This is a genomic window from Bradyrhizobium sp. CCBAU 45384 (assembly GCF_028128665.1).
Classification (GTDB): Bacteria; Pseudomonadota; Alphaproteobacteria; order Rhizobiales; family Xanthobacteraceae; genus Bradyrhizobium; species Bradyrhizobium manausense.
Genome location: NZ_LBIZ01000114.1, coordinates 246499 through 259541, shown reverse-complemented (window position 1 = coordinate 259541; position 13043 = coordinate 246499). Strand labels below are relative to the sequence as shown.

12 protein-coding genes are annotated in these 13043 nt (G+C 64.3%); 6 read left to right on the top strand and 6 right to left on the bottom strand.

The genetic code is table 11. The features are described 5' to 3' along the window. Positions 1–204: 204 nt before the first annotated feature. Positions 205–1146 (bottom strand): hypothetical protein, encoded by a 942-nt coding sequence (locus tag XH80_RS27495; RefSeq protein WP_271601260.1) that lies wholly within the window; start codon positions 1144–1146, stop codon positions 205–207. A gap of 126 nt (positions 1147–1272) precedes the next feature. Here XH80_RS27495 and XH80_RS27490 point away from each other — a divergent pair, with 126 nt between their 5' ends. The 3 genes from XH80_RS27490 to XH80_RS27480 all read left to right on the top strand — a co-directional run bounded on the left by XH80_RS27490 (position 1273) and on the right by XH80_RS27480 (position 4622). After that, positions 1273–2421, top strand: a complete 1149-nt coding sequence (locus XH80_RS27490; protein ID WP_271601259.1) for a tetratricopeptide repeat protein — start codon at positions 1273–1275, stop codon at positions 2419–2421. A gap of 106 nt (positions 2422–2527) precedes the next feature. Continuing rightward, positions 2528–3169, top strand: coding sequence for a hypothetical protein (locus XH80_RS27485; RefSeq protein WP_271601258.1), 642 nt, complete (start codon positions 2528–2530; stop codon positions 3167–3169). Positions 3170–3425: 256 nt separating this feature from the next. After that, positions 3426–4622, top strand: a complete 1197-nt coding sequence (locus tag XH80_RS27480; RefSeq protein ID WP_271601257.1) for an acetylornithine transaminase — start codon at positions 3426–3428, stop codon at positions 4620–4622. A 92-nt stretch (positions 4623–4714) separates the two neighbouring features. Here XH80_RS27480 and XH80_RS27475 read toward each other — a convergent pair whose 3' ends face one another. From XH80_RS27475 to pcsA, 3 genes are all read right to left on the bottom strand, one after another. Next, positions 4715–5689, bottom strand: a complete 975-nt coding sequence (locus XH80_RS27475; protein WP_271601256.1) for a quinone oxidoreductase family protein — start codon at positions 5687–5689, stop codon at positions 4715–4717. Positions 5690–5764: 75 nt separating this feature from the next. Further along, the gene (locus tag XH80_RS27470; RefSeq protein ID WP_271601255.1) at positions 5765–6493 is read right to left on the bottom strand and encodes a TerC family protein; all 729 of its coding nucleotides are present in this window, start codon (positions 6491–6493) and stop codon (positions 5765–5767) included. Further along, the gene (gene pcsA, locus XH80_RS27465) at positions 6490–7215 is read right to left on the bottom strand and encodes a phosphatidylcholine synthase (RefSeq protein ID WP_228749685.1); all 726 of its coding nucleotides are present in this window, start codon (positions 7213–7215) and stop codon (positions 6490–6492) included. The genes XH80_RS27470 and pcsA overlap by 4 nt, the downstream gene beginning before the upstream one ends. Positions 7216–7355: 140 nt before the next feature. Here pcsA and XH80_RS27460 point away from each other — a divergent pair, with 140 nt between their 5' ends. Then, positions 7356–8540 (top strand): UbiH/UbiF family hydroxylase, encoded by a 1185-nt coding sequence (locus XH80_RS27460; protein WP_271601254.1) that lies wholly within the window; start codon positions 7356–7358, stop codon positions 8538–8540. An 18-nt stretch (positions 8541–8558) separates the two neighbouring features. Here the strand turns inward: XH80_RS27460 and XH80_RS27455 are convergent, their stop codons facing one another. Continuing rightward, complete coding sequence (locus XH80_RS27455; RefSeq protein WP_271601253.1) at positions 8559–9512, bottom strand: AEC family transporter; 954 nt, start codon at positions 9510–9512, stop codon at positions 8559–8561. Positions 9513–9619: 107 nt separating this feature from the next. On the opposite strand from XH80_RS27455, the gene hspQ reads away from it, so the two are divergent. Beyond that, entirely contained in the window at positions 9620–9952 is a 333-nt protein-coding gene (hspQ, locus tag XH80_RS27450) for a heat shock protein HspQ (protein WP_057755286.1), read from the top strand. Between the two features lie 161 nt (positions 9953–10113). Here the strand turns inward: hspQ and XH80_RS27445 are convergent, their stop codons facing one another. Continuing rightward, complete coding sequence (locus XH80_RS27445; protein WP_271601252.1) at positions 10114–10935, bottom strand: invasion associated locus B family protein; 822 nt, start codon at positions 10933–10935, stop codon at positions 10114–10116. Positions 10936–11194: 259 nt separating this feature from the next. Here XH80_RS27445 and XH80_RS27440 point away from each other — a divergent pair, with 259 nt between their 5' ends. Next, a complete protein-coding gene (locus tag XH80_RS27440; RefSeq protein WP_271601251.1) occupies positions 11195–13039 on the top strand; it encodes an extracellular solute-binding protein in 1845 nt (614 codons plus the stop codon). The last annotated feature ends 4 nt before the right edge of the window (positions 13040–13043 follow it).

Here is a 13043-nt window from a genome sequence, read left to right as displayed (position 1 = left end):
CGCGTCGATGCTCGTGGCCAGCCAACGCTTCAGCCGCCACAGCGCGGAAGTTTGACATAGACGGCCCTGGTCAGGAAGAGACCAACCATCTTCAGCTCAACAAGGGGGATCGAAGACGAATACGACCGGCACGGCAATCCAGAGTCCCTCCGTGGAGACAGCCTGGATTGCTTCGCTGCGCTCGCAATGACGATGTGGAGGCAGTCAGGCTTCCACCAGCCATTTCGGCACCCAGCGCTCCGGCCGCGGGGCGCGGGCGAGATCGGCCTTGGCTTCGGACAGCAGCGCGGGCTCGCCGGCGATGACCGGGCGCAAATCGTATTCGAAATTCGGCATGACGCGACCGTCGGCATATAGGCCGAATTTCATCGCGTACCACAGGCCGAGCTCGGGCTGGGCGCGGCGCATTTCCTCGCGCAGATCGCGTAGCAGGGATTCGATCGAGGCGGCTTCCTCGAAGGGCTGCGGGCCGCGCGATAGCACGCGGGCCTCGTATTGCTGACCAACGATCGCGACCTCGAAATGGGTCTTGTCCCAGGCATTCCTGCCCTTGGGCAGATGCGCGGCGAGGCGCCAGCCGAGCTCGGCCATCATCTGGTGATTGGCCCAATATTCCTCGCGGTCCCGGCTCCACTTCTCGACGAAACCGCGGAAGTCGGGCAGCTCCCCGTCCTCGCAAGCAACAGGTTCGCCGGCCGGGCGCCGGGCTAGCCATTGCGCAAGCTCAACCGTCTGCGGCTCGACCTCGTCATGCGGCCGCAAATCGTGCCAGGCCTTGTCGAATTGCTGCGACGTCAGCTTCGCAAGCAAGGCGTCGAGCGACGGCGCCAGCAGCTCATAATCGCCCTCCGAGCCCAGCCCCACGATCGGGGGATCGTCGCGGTCGAGGCCGGCGCCATACCAGCCGCCGACGGCTGAGCCGTCAGGCAGGCGCATGAACAGCGCGAAGCGATCGCGCAAAGGACTGCCATCGAAGATCGGGGCCTGATCGGAGAACTGGCCTTGCAGGGAGAAGCAGCCGACGCTGCCCCAGGGGCGACCGTTCAGCCAGCCGGCAAAATCCAGCAGCAGAGGCGGCGCCTCGATGCCCGGCGGGAACGCGCCGCGAATGCTGTCGAGGTCGATCGGGTAAGGCGTGTCGGACAAGGCTGAAAACTATCTTGGTGGTCCCGTCCCCTCTTGGTCTGCCCCGGCCCAAGTCCGGTTCGAACCAATTCGTATCCCGAGATCACAAACGCGCTAGAGGCTCATAGGTTTCTGCGCAGCAATCAGATGACATGCAATCACAAGATCGATATCCGGCCAGCGTTCTGCGCACTGGCAACCGCCTTGACCCTGCTCGCGTTTCCGGCCGCCGCGCAATCCCCATCGGCCGCGCAGGCGCGGCAATGGTGCTTCGGTTCCAAGGAGGTCAATGACCAGCAGCGGCTGGCCGGTTGCTCGGCCGTGCTGCAGGCCAATCCGTCGAATCAACGCGCGCTCGCCAACCGTGGCGAGATCTATCGGCGCAAGCGCGAGACCGAGCGCGCGCTGGCCGATCTCAACCGCGCGGTCGATCTCGACGAGACCGATGCCATCGCGTGGTTCAATCGCGGCATCGTCCATGACGATCTCGGCGACCGCGACCACGCGATCATGGACTACACCCGCGCCATCCGCCTCGTTCCCGATGACGCCTGGTACTACAACAACCGCGGCAATTCCTACATCGGCAAAGGCGACTACGAGCATGCGCTCGCCGACTACAACAAGGCGATCAAGCTCGATCCGAAATTCGCACTCGCCTTCTACAACCGGGGCAGCGCCTATCGCGAACATGGCGAGGCCGATCGCGCGCTGGCCGATCTCGACATCTCGATCAAGCTCGATCCGGCCTATGGCCCGGCCTATGGCAACCGTGCGCGCATCTTTCGCGATCGCGGCGATCGCGATCGTGCGCTCGCGGATTTCGCCAAGTCGATCGAGCTCAAGCCGGACAACGACCGCGATTTCTATGCGCGCGCGAACATGTATTTCGACGCGCATGATTATGCGCTGGCGCTCGCGGATTACGATCGCGCGCTCAAGGCCAATTCAAGCTATTCCGGCGTCTTCAATTCGCGCTGCATGACGCGCGCGATCCTTGGCCGTCTCCAGGAGGCGCTGGCCGATTGCGAGCAGTCGCTGCGGATGGCCCCGAACGACCCTGATACGCTGGACAGCCGCGCCCTCACCTATCTCAAGCTCGGCAATCTCGACGCGGCGATTGCCGACTACGACGCCGCGCTGCGCGCAAAGCCGAAGCTCGACTCATCGCTGTACGGACGCGGGCTTGCGAAGCGAAAGCAGGGCGACACCGCAGGCGCCGAACGCGACATCGCGGCGGCGAAGGCGATCAACGCCGGGATCGCCGAGGTATTTTCGCATTACGGTGTCGATTAGCCCTTACTGCCGTCTTCGCGTGCGAATGTGACACTATAGTGCATTCACGCAGTGGTCACGGACTCGTCCTAATCCTCGCGCGCTTTCAACGCGAGCGAGGATTTTGATGAGCCGCCTCCCGGACATGCTGCGCACGCAGCGCTTCGACGATTACCGCTTCTACCACCAGAGCACCGTCAATCAGACGCTGCACCTGTTCAGCGCGATCATCTTCCTGGCTTGCTATGCGCTGCTGTTCAGGGATCCCGCGCTCGCCGGTTTGGTCGGCTGGCTCGCGATGCTGACGCGGCAGACCGGGCATTTCTTCTTCGAGCCGAACGGCTATGACGCGGTCAACGACGTCAGCAATGAATACAAGGAGGCGGTGAAGGTCGGCTACAACCAGACCCGCAAGATCATCCTCTTGCTGGTCTGGGGCAGCGCGCCGATTGCGCTGTATGCGTATCCGACGCTGTTCGGCCTGTTTGCTGCACCGGTCGATCGCCTCGACTTCATGCGCCATGTCGGCGTGCTCTGGCTCGCGATCGGCGTCAGTGGCGCCCTGGCGCGCATGCTGCAGCTGTTCGTAGCACGCGGCGTCGCGACGGGACTGGTGTGGGGCTTCAAGGTGCTGACCGATCCCCTCCACAACATCGCGCTGTACTGGAATTCGCCGCTCAAGCTGATGCGCGGCGAGCTGATCGACAGCGCGATTGCCGATGCGAACTGGGGCGACGAGGCACCCGAGGAAGCCGCGCATCCGACCTGAGCGATACATGGCAGCCAAAACGACCGGCTTGACAGACCTGTCCTTCGGCTGTACGGACGCGCCTCATGATCAACTCTCGGACCCACCGCCGCGCAGCTTTCCGTCGTCGCTCCAGCGACGATGATGGGTTGCGCCATGTCCGACGACGCCGCTGAACCAGTCATTCAGCTTCAGTTTTCGAGAAGGCCGCACCCGCAAAGTGCGGCCTTCTTGCTTTTTGCGTCCCGTTTTCAACCCGCTTCCAGAGGAGCTCGACATGACCACCGCCACCCATCCGTATGACGCGCTGATGGACATCACTGCACGGCCCAAGGCCGTGTTTGTTCGCGGCGCCGGCTCATACCTCTGGGACGACAGCCGCAAGCGCTATCTCGATTTCGTGCAGGGCTGGGCCGTCAACTGCCTCGGCCATTCCCCGCCGGCGGTTGCGGATGCGCTCGCCTCGCAGGCCAAGCGGCTGCTGACGCCGAGCCCGGCCTTCTACAACGAGCCGAGCCTCAAACTCGCGCAGGCGCTGGTCGAGACCAGCGCCTTCGACCAGGTGTTCTTTGCCAATTCCGGCGCCGAGGCCAATGAGGGCGCGATCAAGCTCGCGCGCAAATATGGCAGCCTCTACAAAGGCGGCGCGTTCGAGATCATCAGCTTCGAAGGCGGCTTCCACGGCCGCACGCTGGCGACGATGTCGGCTTCCGGCAAGAAGGCGTTCGAGCCGCTGTTCGAGCCGAAAGTATCAGGTTTCAAGAAGGCGAAGCTGAACGATATCGCCTCGGTCGAGACGCTGATCAACGGCAACACCGTGGCCGTGATGCTGGAGCCGATCCAGGGCGAGTCAGGCGTGTGGCCGGCGACCGATCAGTTCCTGCGGGAGCTGCGCGCGCTGACCGAGGCGCACGGCGTGCTGCTCATTCTTGACGAGATCCAGACCGGCATGGGCCGGACCGGAAAGCTCTTCCATTACGAGCACACGGGCATCGCGCCTGACATCGTGACGCTCGGCAAGGGCATCGGCGGCGGGGTGCCGCTCGCGGCGCTGCTTGCGACCGAACGCGCCTCCTGCTTCGAGCACGGCGACCAGGGCGGCACCTTCAACGGCAATCCGGTGATGTGCGCGGCCGGGCTCGCGGTGCTGGAAGAGGTCAGCAAGCCGGCGTTCCTGAAACAGGTGACCGAGGCCGGGCTGCTGCTCGAAAGCGAGCTGCAAAAAGTATCAGCGCGGCACGGCCTCGGCGGCGTGCGCGGCCGCGGCCTGTTGCTCGCGCTCGACCTCAAGCTGCCGATCGCACCCGGCATCGTTGCGCAGGCGTTCGAGGCCGGCGTGCTGCTCAACGCACCGCAGCTCGACACGTTGCGCTTCATGCCGGCGCTGAACGTCACGAAGGCTGAGATCGCCGAGATGATCGGTTGTCTCGACGAGATCCTGACCAAGGCCGGCGCGGCGAGAAGGGTTGCGTGAGACGGATCGTCATTCCGGGGCGGTCCGCAGGACCGAACCCGGAATCTCGAGGTTCCGGGTTCGATGCTTCGCATCGCCCCGGAACGACGAGCTTACGGCTTCAGGATCGACGCGCCCGTCGTCTTGCGGCTTTCCAGATCGATATGCGCCTTCGCCGCGTCCTTCAGCGCATAGGCGTGGTTGATCGGCACGTGCAGCTTGCCGTTGATGACGGCGGAGAACAGCGTATCGGCGCCTTCCAGCAGCTCCTTGCGCGTGCCGATATAGTCGTTGAGCTTCGGCCGGGTCGCAAACAGCGAGCCGTGATTGTTCAGCTCGGCGATCGAGAACGGCGGCACCGGGCCCGAGGCGTTGCCGAACGAGACGAACATGCCGCGCGGCTTCAGGCACGACAACGAGCCCGGGAAGGTCGATTTGCCGACGCCATCATAGACGACGTCGCAGCCCTCGTTGCGGCTGATCTGCTTGACGCGCGCGACGAAGTCCTCCTCGTTGTAGAGGACGACGTGATCGCAGCCATTGGCCTCCGCGAGCTCGGCCTTTTCGCGCGAGCCGACCGTGCCGATGACATGCGCGCCGAGCGCCCTCGCCCATTGGCAGGCCAAGAGGCCGATGCCGCCGGCAGCGGCATGGATCAGCACGCGATGATGCGGCTCGACCTTGAAGGTCTTGTGCAGCAGATACCAGACGGTCAGGCCCTTCAGCATCAGCACGGCGCCCTGCTCGTGGGTGATGTGATCGGGCAGCTTGACCAGCCTCTCCCAGGGGATGTTGCGCTCGCTCGTGTATGCGCCGAGATTGTGGTAGTAGGCGACGCGATCGCCTGGATGAAAATTGGTCACGCCCGGCCCGACGGCGACGACCTCGCCCGAGGCCTCGTTGCCCGGGATGAAGGGCAGTGCCGGCGCCTTGTAGAGGCCGGTGCGATAGTAGACGTCGATGAAGTTCAGGCCGACCGCGTGCTGGCGGATGCGCACCTCGCCGGGTCCGGGCGCCGGCAGCTCGACGCTCTCATAGACCAGCGCTTCGGGGCCTCCGACCTTGTGCACACGGACCGCTTTGGTCATCACCTGACCTCCTCTTCGCATCAGCCAGCGAAAGACATCACGCCCGCCTTGTCAACTCGCCCCAGAGTGGAACGGTTACGGCTTGCCGGCCTTCCTGCGATTGCGCTTGGCCAGCACGTTGAAGAATTCCACCGCCGCCGAGAACGCAATTGCGAAATAGATGTAGCCGCGCGGAATGTGGAATTTGAATCCGTCCGCAACCAGGGCGACGCCGATCAGCACCAGAAATGCCAGGGCAAGCATCTTGGTGGTCGGATGTTCGGCGACGAATCGCGCCACGGGTCCTGAGGAAATGTACATGATCAGGCAGGCGATCACGACGGCCGCAATCATGATCTCGAGGTCCTGGGCCATGCCGATCGCGGTGATGATCGAGTCAAGCGAGAACACGATGTCGATGATGACGATCTGGACGATTACCCAGAAGAAAGCGCTGCCAGCGGACTTGCCCTCGCCCTCCTCCTCGTCGGCGTCGACTTCAGCATGGATCTCGTGCGTCGCCTTCGCGATCAGGAACAGGCCGCCGCCGATCAGGATGAGGTCGCGCCAGGAGAAGTCGTAGCCTTGAAGCGAGAACACCGGCGCGGTCAGGCCGATCAGCCAGACCAGCACGCTGAGCAGGATGATGCGGAAGACCAGCGCCAGCGCCAGCCCGATCTGGCGGGCGCGACGGGCCTGCGGTTCGGGGATGCGCGAGACGATCACCGACAGGAAGATGACGTTGTCGATGCCGAGCACGATCTCGAGCGAGGTCAGGGTGAGCAGCGCTGCCCAGGCCTCGGGGCTGGTCAACAGATGCATCATCCGAACGATCTCACAAGGCGGATCAAGGCGTCGCTGAATGCGATCCAGAACGCGATCGCGCAGAGCGCCACCGTCACGCCGGTGCCGACACGGAAATCCATCTCCAGCACGTAGAAGGCGAGCACGCCCCACAGCACGATCAGCGACATCGTCAGCCAGCGCAGTCGCACGACGCGAACCGGATGCAGCACATGGAACGGCACGAAGGTCAGCACCACCAGCGCCGCGACCAGGAGCGTCGACGACAGCGGCGGCCAGTGCAGCAGGAACAAATAGAACGCCGCTGCATTCCACAGCGCCGGAAAGCCGCGGAAATGATTGTCGTCCGCCTTCATGCGCAGATCGGCGAAATACAGCGCGCTGGTGACGATGATGGCGATCCCGAGCAAGGGCGCCGCAACCGGCAGCAGCATGCCGCTCGCAACGATCGCATAGGCCGGCACAAAGACATAGGTGACGAAATCGACCACGAGGTCGAGCACGTCGCCGGACCAGTTCGGCTGCACGGTCTTGACGTCGAGCAGGCGCGCGATCGGCCCGTCGATGGCGTCGATGATCAGGGCAACGCCAAGCCAACCGAACATCGCGGCCCAATGCTCGCGCACGGCCTCGAGCATCGCGAGCAACGCGATCGCCGCGCCGAAGGCCGTGAAGATGTGCACCGAAAACGCCGCGGCACGGACCACCGGCGTCGGCTTCAGCGAATCCTCTTGGCTGTCCATCTGGGTTTCCATGACTTCTGCTACCAGAACGGGACCGGTTTGCACATCCGCCAGCGCGGCATTGCGCCGCGCAACCAGTCATAAAACGCAGCAAAATAGGTGGGCTTGAATTTGCCGCAGGGCGTGTCAAATGTCGTTCCATGACAGACGCATCGACACTTTTTGACGCAAGCGTCATCGGCGGTGGGCCGGCCGGCCTTGCCGCGGCAATTGCGCTCGCGCAGCAAGGAGCGCGCACCGCGCTAGTCGCCCGGCGCCTGCCCTATGCCGACAACAGGACCACCGCGCTGCTCGGTGCCTCCGTCGATCTGCTGGAGAGCCTCGACGTCTGGTCCCGCTGTAGTGACAAGGCCGCGGCGCTCGAGGTCATGCGCCTCGTCGACGACACTGGCCGCCTGTTCCGCGCGCCGGAGGTCCGGTTCTCCTGTCACGAGATCGGGCTCGACGCCTTCGGCTACAACATCGACAACCGCTCACTGATGCTGGCGCTCGAAGCGCGTGCGGCGGAGTTGCCCAATCTCACCCGTTTCGACGACGAGGCCGAGAGCGTCGTCATCGAAGCCGACGACGTCGCGATCCGCGCGGCTGGCGGACAGTTTCTAGGCGCCCGGCTCGTGGTCGGCGCCGACGGCCGGCATTCGCTGTGCCGGGAGGCCGCCGGCATTGCGATGACGCGGCGCGAACTCACGCAAACCGCCCTGACCTTCAACGTCGGTCATGTCAGGCCGCACCGCAGCGTGTCGACCGAGTTCCACACACCGCACGGCCCCTGCGTGTTCGTGCCCCTGCCCGGCAACCGCTCCAGCGTGGTCTGGGTCTCCGCCCCCGCCGAGGCCGAGCGGCTTCGCGCCCTCAGCGACGATGGTCTCTCCGCCGCGATCGAGAAGCAGTCGCATTCCATCCTCGGCCGCATGACGGTCGAGCCGGGCCGCAATCTGTTTCCACTGGCGATCGAGCGGCCGCAATCCTTCGCCCGCGACCGCATCGCGCTGGTCGGCGAAGCCGCCCATGTGGTTCCTCCGATCGGCGCCCAGGGCCTCAATCTCGGCCTGCGGGATGCGGCCGACATCGCCAGGCTCGCCGGCGAGGCCATCGCATCAGGACAGGACCCGGGCTCGAATGAGGTGCTCAGGCGTTACGACCGGGCGCGGCGGCCTGACATTCTGAGCCGGACCTTTGCGATCGACATCGCCAATCGCTCGCTGCTCAACGACTTCCTGCCGCTCCAGCCCGTCCGCGCCGTCGGCATGCATTTGCTGGGTGCCATCGGGCCGCTCCGCCGGTTCGCCATGCGCGAAGGGCTGACGCCGACGTGGCGCAAATGATTTGGCGGCGATAGCTGACTACGGAAACACCAGCCGTCCCGTCTGCAGCAGCCACATCACGCTGGTCAGCGTGACGACCGACGCGAACGTGCCGAGCAGCACGGCGACGGAGGCGGATTCGATCCAGGCATCGTTTTGCCGGGCGATCACGAACACATTCAGCGCCGGCGGCAGCGAGGCCATCAGGACGGCGGTGGCGGCCCAGGGCTGCGCGAACGGGCCGAACGCCAGCATCAGGCCGAACGCGGCGAGCGGATGGATCAGGAGCTTGACCGCGATCACACCCGGCACCTCCCAGGGCACGCGATCGAACGGCCGAAGCGCTACCGTCACGCCGAGCACGAACAGCGCGGACGGCGCAGCCGCGTTCTGAAGGAAGGTGATGGTGCGGTCGAGCGCCACCGGCAGCTCGATATGCAACGCGGCGACGGCGGCGCCAAAACATGCCGACATGATCAGCGGGTTGAGCACGATCTGTTTCAGCACCACGCCGAAGGCGTGGATGATCGAGGGATGGTCGCGATCTGACAGCTCGATCAGAAGCGGCACGATCGTGAACAGGAAGATGCTGTCGCAGCAGAAGATCAGCGCGGTCGGCGCCGCCGCCTTTGACCCGAGCACGGCGAGCGCAAGCCCGGGCCCCATATAGCCGATATTGCCGTAACCGCCGGAGAGGCCGGCGAGCGTCGCCTCACGCAACGTCAGCTTCCCGAGCACCTTGCCGACCACCAGCGCGATGGTGAACGCCGCCACCGTCGACAGCGTGGTCGCCACCAGGAACGGCGGGTTGTTCAACTCCGAGAACGGGGTCTTCGACATGATCGCAAACAGCAGCGCGGGCAATGAGACGTAGAGCAGGAAGAAGTTCATCCATGCGAGCCCCGATTCCGGCAGTGACTTGACCTTACCGCAGGCGAAACCAACGAAGATCAAGCCGAAATAAGGTAGCGCCAGATTGAGGATATCGGCCATTGATAAAGTGTTTTCTGAAGGCTTGGGGGCTATCCGCCCCTTAACGGTAGGTTAATTCCAGCTTTAGGCCACTAGCATCGGCCACAATCCTGGTCTATCGACGGAGGATGATTAAAGCGCGGACAGCCAAATTCCAGATCGGACAGGTCGTGCGCCACCGGATCTTCTCGTTCCGGGGGGTGATCTTCGACATCGATCCGGAATTCAACAACACCCAGGAGTGGTGGCTGTCGATCCCCGAAGAGGTTCGGCCCCACAAGGATCAGCCGTTCTACCATCTGCTCGCGGAGAACGCGGAGTCCGAATACGTGGCTTATGTCTCCGAGCAGAACCTCCTGCCCGACGACTCCGGCGAGCCGATCCGGCATTCCCAGGTGGCCGAGATTTTCATCAAGAACAAGGATGGCGGCTACCGCCCGCGCAATCCTTCGCTGAACTGAAGCGCAAGAGAGTCGTGTGATCGCGCCTCGGGTCCACCTCTCCCCGCTGGGGAGAGGTGGACCGAGCCCTCCAACCAACGATGGCGCGTGGTCGACTAACAGCGGCCAGCAAAAAAGGCGCCCGATCGGGCGCCTTTTTCATGTCCGGGATCTGAGCCCGACTACTTCTGAGCGGCCGGAGCTGCGCCGGGTGCGCCACCCTGCTGCTCGAGCTTCTTGCGCTGCTCTTCGGCCTTCTTCTGAAGCTCTTCCTGCAGCTTCTTCTGGGTTTCCTCGAACACCTTCGGATCGGTCGGCGGACCGTCATAGGCCTTCTGGAATTCACCGGTGAGCGGCAGCGGCAGGGTCAGCGGCGCGCCGTTGGCGTTGATCGCCTGCACCACGAGGTTCTGGCCCTTCTTCAGGTTGGCAATCAGGTCGGGCGTTGCCTCGTAGTCCGACATACAGCCGTTCTGGAAGCAGATCACATACGGGCTCTGCAGCGGCGGGTTGTTGTCGACGATGATGCGGGTGCCGTGCACGAGCTGCATGCCGAGCGGCAGCGTCACGCGCAGGATCTTCTTCGGCTCGCCTTCCGGCTCGATGATCACAGCAGCGATGACCGGCTGGCCTGATTCGATGCGACCGTCCTTGCCGGTGAAGCAGACCTGCTTGGCGTTGGCATCCTGGCCCTTGAGACAGAACTTGGTCCAGGGCGCGTAGATCAGCTGGATCTGCTGATCGGCGGGCTGGCCACCCTGCGCTGCCGGGGCGCCCTGCTGGGCCGGAGCCTGCTGGGCCTGGGGAGCCGGCGCGGGCGCCGGGGCTGGAGCAGCCTTGGGGGCAGCCTTCGGAGCGGCTTTCGGGGCAGCCTTGGGCGCGCCCGGGGCCGGTGCGGGGGTCTGGGCTTCGGCGGCAAACGGGATGGCCAATGCCGTCGCCGTCAACAGAGCGAGAACTCGCCCGCGCGGCCGGACGGACGCGGCCAAATAACGGAAATTCATTGCAGAAAACCCTTTCTGAACGGGAAGTGCCCGAACCGCTCCGAAGCACCGAACCAAGCCGCCTTGGGCGCGGCTCTCTCCCCGTCAATTGAGGCGGATAAGTGACGGGTTCGGCGCTCTTGCGCGATTGCGTGCCTTCTTAACGTGGTCGACGGAAAGATCAATGCCGACAAGCGTCTTTGGCCACATCCGACTGGGCGCCCAGTGAAATCCCTGTGATAGGATTCGCCCACACCACCCCTCGAATCAACGTGTCCGAATGTTCATGTTCCAGCGCCTGCTCGAGGGGCCCGGTCTCCGTCTTTGCAGCCTCGCCGTGATCCTCAGCGTCGGGCTGATTGCAAGCGCTGGGCACGCCGAGGAGGCGTACGCGATCGCCATGCACGGCAAGCCAGCGCTGCCGGCTGATTTCACCCACATGCCCTACGCCAATCCTGACGCCCCCAAGGGCGGCCGGCTGACCTGGGGCATTCTCGGCACGTTCGACAGTCTCAATCCGTTCATCGTGAAGGGATTGGCGGTGCAGCCGATCCGCGCCTACGTGGTCGAAAGCCTGCTGGCCCGCGGCCAGGACGAGCCGTTCACGCTCTACGGCCTGCTCGCCAAATCCGTCGAGACCGATGACGAGCGGAGCTACGTCACATTCCACATCGATCCCCGTGCCCGCTTCTCCGACGGCAAGCCGGTCACCGCCGTGGACGTGCTGTTCTCCTGGCAGCTGCTGCGCGACCACGGCCGTCCCAACCTCCGGCAGTACTATTCCAAGGTCGCCAAGGCGGAGGCGCCCGATCCCCTCACCGTCCGCTTCGATCTCACCGGGGCCAACGACCGCGAGATACCGCTGATCCTCGGGCTGATGCCAATCCTGCCGAAGCACGCAGTCGACGTCGCGACCTTCGAGGAGACGACGCTGTCAGGGCCGATCGCCTCCGGCCCCTACCGCGTCACGGCGGTGAAACCCGGCGCCAGCGTGACCCTCACACGCAATCCCGATTATTGGGGCCGCGATCTCCCTGTTAATCGCGGGCTGTTCAATTTCGACGAGATCCGGCTCGACTATTATCGCGAGGCCAACGGCCAGTTCGAAGCCTTCAAGCGCGGCCTCTATGATTTCCGCGTCGAGAACGAACCGTTGCGCTGGCACGACGGCTATGATTTTCCCGCTGCCAAAAGCGGCGAGGTGATCCGCGATACCTTCAAGCCGGGCGTACCGCAGCCCTCCGAATTCCTGGTGTTCAACACGCGGCGCCCTGTCTTCGCCGACATCCGTGTGCGCCAGGCGCTGACGCTGTTGTTCGATTTCGAGCTGGTCAACCGCAACTATTTCTTCTCGCTCTATTCGCGCGTCGCCGGCTATTTTGCCGGCTCCGAGCTCTCGGCCTATGCGCGGCCCGCGGATGCGCGCGAGCGCGCCCTGCTGAAGCCCTTCGCCGCGCAGATCCCCCAAGACATCATGGATGGCAGCTATCGTCTGCCCGTCACCGACGGCTCGGGCCGCGACCGCACGACGCTGCGTGCGGCGCTGAAGCTGCTGTCGGACGCCGGCTACGATCTCGATGGCACCGTGCTCCGCAACCGCCAGACAAAAGCGCACTTCACCTTCGAGATGCTGGTGACGACCCGCGACCAGGAGCGCATCGCGCTCGCGTTCCAGCGCGACCTCAAGCGTGCCGGCATCGATGTGAGCGTCCGCGCGGTCGATCCGGTGCAATTCGATCAACGCCGGTTGTCCTACGAGTTCGACATGATCCAGAACCGCTGGGACCAGTCGCTGTCGCCCGGCAACGAGCAGTATTTCTATTGGGGCAGCGCCGCCGCCGACAATCCGGGGACCCGCAACTACATGGGCGCGAGGGATCCCGCGGTCGATGCCATGATCAAGGCCCTGCTCGAGGCCCGTGATCATACGGATTTCGTCGATGCGGTGCGGGCGCTCGACCGCGCCTTGATGGCCGGCTTCTACACAATCCCCCTGTTTAACGTATCCGAGCAATGGATCGCGCGCTGGAATCGGATAGAACGGCCACAAGCCACCGCGCTCTCAGGCTATTTGCCGGAGACCTGGTGGTCCAAGGGTGAGCCTCAAGCCAGTCCAGCGAAGTGACGCC

What these genes read in the sequence shown, in the direction of transcription:
- XH80_RS27490 (WP_271601259.1), top strand. Translation starts at nt 1,273, where the DNA reads ATGACATGCAATCACAAGATCGATATCCGGCCAGCGTTCTGCGCACTG.
- XH80_RS27485 (WP_271601258.1), top strand. Translation starts at nt 2,528, where the DNA reads ATGAGCCGCCTCCCGGACATGCTGCGCACGCAGCGCTTCGACGATTAC.
- XH80_RS27480 (WP_271601257.1), top strand. Translation starts at nt 3,426, where the DNA reads ATGACCACCGCCACCCATCCGTATGACGCGCTGATGGACATCACTGCA.
- XH80_RS27475 (WP_271601256.1), bottom strand. Translation starts at nt 5,689, where the DNA reads ATGACCAAAGCGGTCCGTGTGCACAAGGTCGGAGGCCCCGAAGCGCTG.
- XH80_RS27470 (WP_271601255.1), bottom strand. Translation starts at nt 6,493, where the DNA reads ATGATGCATCTGTTGACCAGCCCCGAGGCCTGGGCAGCGCTGCTCACC.
- pcsA (WP_228749685.1), bottom strand. Translation starts at nt 7,215, where the DNA reads ATGGACAGCCAAGAGGATTCGCTGAAGCCGACGCCGGTGGTCCGTGCC.
- XH80_RS27460 (WP_271601254.1), top strand. Translation starts at nt 7,356, where the DNA reads ATGACAGACGCATCGACACTTTTTGACGCAAGCGTCATCGGCGGTGGG.
- XH80_RS27455 (WP_271601253.1), bottom strand. Translation starts at nt 9,512, where the DNA reads ATGGCCGATATCCTCAATCTGGCGCTACCTTATTTCGGCTTGATCTTC.
- hspQ (WP_057755286.1), top strand. Translation starts at nt 9,620, where the DNA reads ATGATTAAAGCGCGGACAGCCAAATTCCAGATCGGACAGGTCGTGCGC.
- XH80_RS27445 (WP_271601252.1), bottom strand. Translation starts at nt 10,935, where the DNA reads ATGAATTTCCGTTATTTGGCCGCGTCCGTCCGGCCGCGCGGGCGAGTT.
- XH80_RS27440 (WP_271601251.1), top strand. Translation starts at nt 11,195, where the DNA reads ATGTTCATGTTCCAGCGCCTGCTCGAGGGGCCCGGTCTCCGTCTTTGC.